General features: G+C 45.6%; 3 protein-coding genes. All 3 read left to right on the forward strand.

Annotated features, from left to right (window positions below):
* The first annotated feature begins 300 nt into the window (after positions 1-300).
* Genes QEH54_RS22710 through QEH54_RS22720 form a run of 3 tightly spaced genes read left to right on the forward strand, consistent with a single transcriptional unit; the run spans position 301 to position 1,573 of the window.
* On the forward strand, positions 301-597 hold the full coding sequence (locus QEH54_RS22710) for a hypothetical protein (RefSeq protein WP_309021022.1): 297 nt from the start codon (positions 301-303) through the stop codon (positions 595-597).
* A gap of 35 nt (positions 598-632) precedes the next feature.
* Positions 633-1,079 (forward strand): hypothetical protein, encoded by a 447-nt coding sequence (locus QEH54_RS22715; RefSeq protein ID WP_309021023.1) that lies wholly within the window; start codon positions 633-635, stop codon positions 1,077-1,079.
* A gap of 29 nt (positions 1,080-1,108) precedes the next feature.
* Positions 1,109-1,573, forward strand: coding sequence for a hypothetical protein (locus QEH54_RS22720; RefSeq protein WP_309021024.1), 465 nt, complete (start codon positions 1,109-1,111; stop codon positions 1,571-1,573).
* Positions 1,574-1,723 lie beyond the last annotated feature (150 nt).

Raw genomic sequence — 1,723 nt, forward strand, 5'->3', positions numbered from 1 at the left:
GAGAATCAACCGAAAGAAACAAACCAGCCCAACCAAGCAGCCCATACAACTCCGGCCAGCGCTCCGCGCTGACCTACGCGTATGGCTTTCACGTTCTACAGAAAAAACATGATCGACGAAATCGTATCCGAACTAGCCCAACTTCCGAACTGGCGTTATCTGGTTTGCGTCGGAATCGCGGTCGTCGCTTCAGTTATTATCCACGAACTAATCCCTGGAAACTTTTGGGATTGGTTTATCAGCGTACCACTCGTCGGGGCTTCGATCTACCTAGCTTGGCGTTGGAAAAATGGATGAAGAATGAAGCTAGTCGAAGTTTTCCAGATCACAAAAAAAGGATGGGTTTTGATCACGAATAAAAAGATACCCGAAACTGATTGGAGCAGTCACAGCAATACAGAGCGTATCCGTGTTTTTGACACAAATGAATCTAAAGAATTTGAAGTAAAAGAAGTGACTTTGATTCTGAAGAACGGAACAGACTATTTGAGCTACCTAATCAAAGAAGATTTGGATGCATCTACCGCAAATAGACGGAAAAAAAGAATGGTAGAACCAGTCGGCCCATACAACTCCGGCCAAGCGCTCCGCGCTTGACCTACGCGTATGGCCTTCACGTTGGGCAAAACTAAATGAAACCGACCTTCCAACTATTTTTGGCCATGGTTCTCGCTCTCTTGGCGGGCTGCACAAACAAAGTTCGCACAGAAACGGTTATACTTGAGAACGGTGAAGAAGTAAGAGTCCGTCAGATACTTCCCATAGTCGTTGGAGATGGAACCAGAGTCCTAATGATGACCTACGTAACAGACTTAAACATCGAAGATGTAGATTCGGTACAACGTGAGGCAGATCGGATTTGGCCTTGGTATCAATCGATTGTAGAAAAGAGAGGATACGAGGTTGGTGGTGTCCAAGCAGCAAGCATCGTCAAGGAGGGTTTCATGTATAACGAAACAAAGAACTACACATTCATATACCAAAAGAAAAACAACCGATGGGAGCAACTCGATAGACCTGTAGAATTTGAAGCCCAACCAGGCAGCCCATACAACTCCGGTCAGTCGCTCCGCGACTGACCTCCGCGTATGGCTTTCACGTTAGGCAAATGAAGATAAAACGAGACAACGATATAATAAGAGCAGTCGGTTGGGTAGCGACTCAATCATCACAACTCGAGGTAGAGATTGAAGAGATAGCGAATTTCCTAGCGGGCGTTTTCGACAGAATCGACAACGATCCAAATTCGAATGTCGGAAGGAAGTTAGAGTGGATTAAAAGCGTCGTTAGAGAAATCGACTCGAATGAATTGAAAGACTTTTCCGATGCCCTTCAGCGAGCTAGTGAACTCTTAGACCAGCGAAACAAACTGATTCATGGACAGATATACTTCGACGAGCTTCAACCATCTAAGATGCAATTGAGGCCCAACTCAAACGATCAAAAGCCTTCGAGAGTTACACCTGAAAAGGTATACAATCTCGCTGAATCCTTGTGGACTCTTCAACTCGATATTTTTTCCAAGCACGCAATGACCCTACTAGGTGTTATAAAAGATAGAACAAATGCCTAACCAGTCAGCCCATACAACTCCAGCCAGCGCTCCGCGCTGACTTCCGCGTATGGCTTTCACGTTCTCAGCGAGAGTCTTTCTATGGCGACGATCTACGAACTGACACACGGCAAGCGTCTTCGTAGTCAACTGAACAAGACAAGTTGTTGA

It is taken from the genome of Pelagicoccus sp. SDUM812003, from assembly GCF_031127815.1.
GTDB lineage: Bacteria > Verrucomicrobiota > Verrucomicrobiia > Opitutales > Opitutaceae > Pelagicoccus.